A 4,202-nucleotide genomic window follows, 5' to 3' on the forward strand; every position below is an offset into this window, starting at 1 on the left:
GGCGACGGCTCGGGCGCGCGGCGGCGGCCCGCCTCGCGCACCGCGTCGGCGAGCGCCAGCAGGTCGTCGTGGCTCGGTGCCGCGGCCTCGAGGTCGGGCAGCAGCCGGACGACCTCCCAGCCGCGCGGGGCGGTCAGCCGCTCGGCGTGCTCGACGCACAGGTCGTACGAGTGCGGCTCGGCGAGCTGCGCGAGCGGGCCGAGCACCGCGGTCGAGTCGGCGTAGACGTAGGTGAGCGTCGCGACCGCAGCGTGCGGGCACGCCGTGCGCGAGCACTGCCGGACGGATCTCACGTGCAGACGGTACCCCGTGGGCCCGCGCGCGAGGGTGCGCGCACGCCCGTCGGCACCGCCGTGTCGCGCCGACGTACAGTGGCCGGATGAGCCCCGCCGGCCCGTCCCGTCCCGTCCCGGGGTCCTCCTCGAGCGCGACCCCGGGCGCGCCGGACCGCGTCCTGCCCGCGCGCCGCGGCGCCGACCTGCCCACGTCCGCGCCGCGCGTCGGCGCCGTCCGCCGCCGCGACCGCCGGGGCCGCGGCCTGCGCGGACCGGTGCTGCCGATGAGCACGCCGGGCTACCGCACGCGCGCCGAGCGCTTCGACGACCTGGTGCTCGACGCCGTCGAGGACCTCGAGCGCCGCTGGGCGCGCCAGCTCGACGGCGTGGAGTTCGCGGTGGAGGACGTGCCGCCGTCCGACCCGGCGCCGTGGGAGAGCGGCGGCGTGCCGCTCGGCCGCTACTTCCCCGCCGACACGGGGCTCCCCCACCGGATCGTCGTCTACCGCCGGCCGGTCGAGGCGCGCGCGCACGACGCCGCCGACCTGCCCGACCTCGTGCGGGACGTCGTCGTCGAGCAGGTCGCCCACCTCCTCGGACGCTCGCCCGAGGACGTGGACCCCGGGTACGACGAGGGCCACTAGGCTGGGTCGTCGATGAGCGCGTCCCCCGCCGTCCCCCCGGCTGCCCCCCGTGTCCGCGTCGTGTGCGTCGTCTACCACCCCGGTGACGAGCTCCGCCGCTTCGCCCGCACGCTCGCGGCCGCCTCGACGCACCCGGTCGAGCTGGTCGTCGTCGACAACGGCACCGACCACGCCGTCGCCGAGGCCGTCGTCGCCGAGGCCGGTGGCCGGCTCGTCGTGCCCGGCTCCAACCTCGGGTACGGGGCCGGCGCGAACGCCGGTGCCCGCGGCGCGACCGCACCGTGGCTCGTCGTGGCCAACTCGGACCTCGAGTGGACGCCCGGCTCGCTGGACGAGCTGCTCGACGCCGGCGACGACCAGCCACGCGCCGGGTCGCTCGGACCGATGCTGCTGAACACCGACGGGACGATGTACCCGTCCGCCCGCGCGCTGCCGTCGCTGCGCCAGGGCGCCGGCCACGCGGTCTTCGCCCGCGTCTGGCCGGACAACCCCTGGACCCGCGCCTACCACGCGCGGCAGGAGTCGGTCGGGGGCTACCTGCGCGAGGCCGGCTGGCTGTCGGGCGCGTGCCTCGTGCTGCGCCGCGAGGCGTTCGAGCAGGTCGGCGGCTTCGACGAGTCGTACTTCATGTTCTTCGAGGACGTCGACCTGGGCGAGCGGCTCGGCCGCGCCGGGTGGGAGAACCTCTACGTGCCCGACGTGCGCGTCACCCACGTGGGCGGCACCTCGTGGCGCGACAAGCCTGCCCCGATGATCCGCGCCCACCACGCGAGCGCGCGGCAGTACCTGCACCGGCGCTACCGGCACTGGTGGCAGGCGCCGCTGCGCGTCGCGATCGGCGCGGGGCTCACGCTGCGGGAGCGCGCACAGCTCCGGTCCACCGGGACGGCCTGAGCCGGTCCGTTCGACCCGGCGCGCCTCGACCGGTCCTGGCCGGTCCTGACCCTGCCTGGTCACGGCCCCGCCCGGCCACGAGGCCGCCCCTCCGGACGCCGCGGGCCGGGGTCAGCCCCGCGTCGCGCGCCCGTCCTCGCGGACCCGCAGCGTCGCGGCCGCGTCGGCCACCGGCACCGGCGTCAGCACGGACACCAGCGGCCCGTCCTGCTGCGCGACCTCGAGCTGCACGGCCCAGACGACGTCCGCGCCGCCCCGCACCTCGAGCTCCAGCCCGGCGGCGTCCGCGGCGCCCGGGGCCAGGTCGGCGACCGCCCAGGAGCCCGTCGTGCCGGCGTCGACCGTGACGTCGTGCTCCGAGAGCACGCGGCCGTCGTCGTCGAGCACGTGCAGGCGCGCACGGCCGGCGCCCGTCGCGGTCGGGTCCCCGCCGTCCGCGACGGCGCCCACGACGAGGGTCGCCCGGACGCCCGCGGGCAGGGCCACGGCGCCGTGCCCGTCGGCGGGCGCGTCGGTGGGCGTGCCGGCCGACGTCGCGGCGGACCACGCCCGCTCGACGCGCGGCCGGTCGTCGAGCTCGCCCGCCGTGCCGGTGCGGGTGACGACCGCGGCGGCGACGACCGGCTCGTCGGCGTCGACGACGACGGTCCACGCGCCCGCCGGCAGGCCCGCGAGCGGGACGTCGACGACCGTGCCGGCGGCCAGCTCCACCTCGTCGACGCCGGGGAGGTCGACGGGGCCGTCGCGGCCGAGCAGGGTGACGCGCGCGGTCGTGCCCTCCTCGCCCGGCGCGAGCAGGCGCACGGCGGGGCCGACCTCGGCGCCGACCTGCGACTCCTCGACCACGACGCCCGGGACGAGCTGACGCTGCGCCGGCCCGCGACCCGGGACGACGAGGTCGGTGCCGGCGGGCGTGAAGCCCTCCACCGCCGAGTCCTGCACGTGCGCCGCGACCTGCCCGCCGGTGGTGGTCACGTGCACCACCACGCCGCGCTGCTCGGCCGCCGCGCCGCCGAGGTCGACGACCTCGGTGGCGCCCGGTGCGACGACGTGCCGGTCGGTGGTCGGCTCGACCGGGCCGTTGGGGCCCCACACGGCCAGCGAGACCTCCGCCGTCGTCAGGCCGGGGTTCGTCAGGACGAGCGTGGCCGTCGCGCCGACGGTGGTCGCGCCGCCCACGAGCCAGTCGTCGACGCCGGGCTGCGCGCACGACGCCGCCGACAGCCCGCGCAGGTCGCCCGCGCCGACGAGCGAGGTCGTGGCCGCCGCCAGCACCGGGGCGGTGTCCGCCGGGGCGCCGCGCACGACGAGCGGGTCGCCGACGCGGTCGAGCCGCAGCACCCCGCCGCCGGCCGTGAGCCGGTCGGTCGCGTCCCCGGGCCCGGGCGGCAGCACCTCCGCCGGCCCGGCGCCGGGTCCCGCGGCGACGACCGCGTCCACCGTCGTGGCCGGGGCCACGGGCGTCGGGTCGAAGGCGTCGTCGCCGCGCTCACGCTCGGGCGGCGGCTGCAGCGTGCCGGCGCACGCGAGGGTCGTCGGGGTCGGCGGGGTGTCGACGTCCGCCGCCGCGACCGGGACGGCGTCGGCGACGCCCAGGTGCACGCCCGCCGCGACGGCGCCACCGGCGAGCGCGAGCACCGCGAGGCCGCCGAGCACGCGCGGGACGCGCCCACCCCGGGGACGGGCGGCAGCCGTGCCCTCGGGCGTGCTGTCGTCGGGCGTGCTGTCGTCGGGCGTGCGGTCGTCGGCGGTCATGTGCGCACCCCTCGTCGCCGGCGCAGCGGGAGCGCCAGCAGCACGGTCACGAGCGTCGTCAGGCCGAGCGCCACGAGCCACGGCGTGCGCCCGGGTGCGTCGTACCGCACCTCGAGGCGACCGCCGTCGGTGCCGACGGCGAAGGCCTGCCGCCAGCCGGCCTCGACGGGCTCGAGGCGGCGCCCGTCGAGCCGCGCCGACCAGCCCGCGTCGGCGCGCTCGGCGAGCACGAGGACACGGTCCGCGTCCCCGGCCGGCACGTCGACGTCGACGGCGCGGCGCGCCGACGGCACGACCTGCGCGTCGACGGCCAGGTCGTCGAGGTCCGTCGCCCCGCCCGGGGCGGGGACGATCCGCGCCCACGCCGCGACGACGTCGCCGTCGGTGGGCCGCACGCGCCAGAGCGTGCCGGCGCCGTCGTGGGTGACGCGCTCCAGACCGGCGGTCGCGTCGAGCGTGCCGACGAGCCGCGCGCGGGCCTCCCGGGTGCCGGCGTCGTCGGCTCCGGGTGCCGGCACGAGGACGTCCGCGACGCCGAGCGCGGCGAGCGACGTCGCGACGTCGCCGGCCGCGCCGCCCCCCCCCCCCCCCGCGGGCGCGGATAAAAAAAAACCAGCCCACCCCACACAAACCC

General features: G+C 79.2%; 4 protein-coding genes and 1 pseudogene. 2 read left to right on the forward strand and 3 right to left on the reverse strand.

Annotated features, from left to right (window positions below):
* The coding region (locus tag AB6N23_RS17510; protein WP_412867249.1) for a DUF3499 domain-containing protein at positions 1-293 on the reverse strand (293 nt) is incomplete at its 3' end.
* A gap of 86 nt (positions 294-379) precedes the next feature.
* On the opposite strand from AB6N23_RS17510, the gene AB6N23_RS17515 reads away from it, so the two are divergent.
* Positions 380-919 (forward strand): metallopeptidase family protein, encoded by a 540-nt coding sequence (locus AB6N23_RS17515; RefSeq protein WP_412867250.1) that lies wholly within the window; start codon positions 380-382, stop codon positions 917-919.
* Between the two features lie 12 nt (positions 920-931).
* Complete coding sequence (locus AB6N23_RS17520) at positions 932-1,813, forward strand: glycosyltransferase (RefSeq protein ID WP_412867251.1); 882 nt, start codon at positions 932-934, stop codon at positions 1,811-1,813.
* Positions 1,814-1,924: 111 nt separating this feature from the next.
* Here the strand turns inward: AB6N23_RS17520 and AB6N23_RS17525 are convergent, their stop codons facing one another.
* Positions 1,925-3,568, reverse strand: a complete 1,644-nt coding sequence (locus AB6N23_RS17525) for a DUF5719 family protein (RefSeq protein WP_412867252.1) — start codon at positions 3,566-3,568, stop codon at positions 1,925-1,927.
* A pseudogene (locus AB6N23_RS17530) lies at positions 3,565-4,202 on the reverse strand (hypothetical protein); the annotation flags it as partial. The pseudogene AB6N23_RS17530 and the gene AB6N23_RS17525, both read right to left, overlap by 4 nt.

Source organism: Cellulomonas pasadenensis, from assembly GCF_047229365.1.
GTDB lineage: Bacteria > Actinomycetota > Actinomycetes > Actinomycetales > Cellulomonadaceae > Cellulomonas.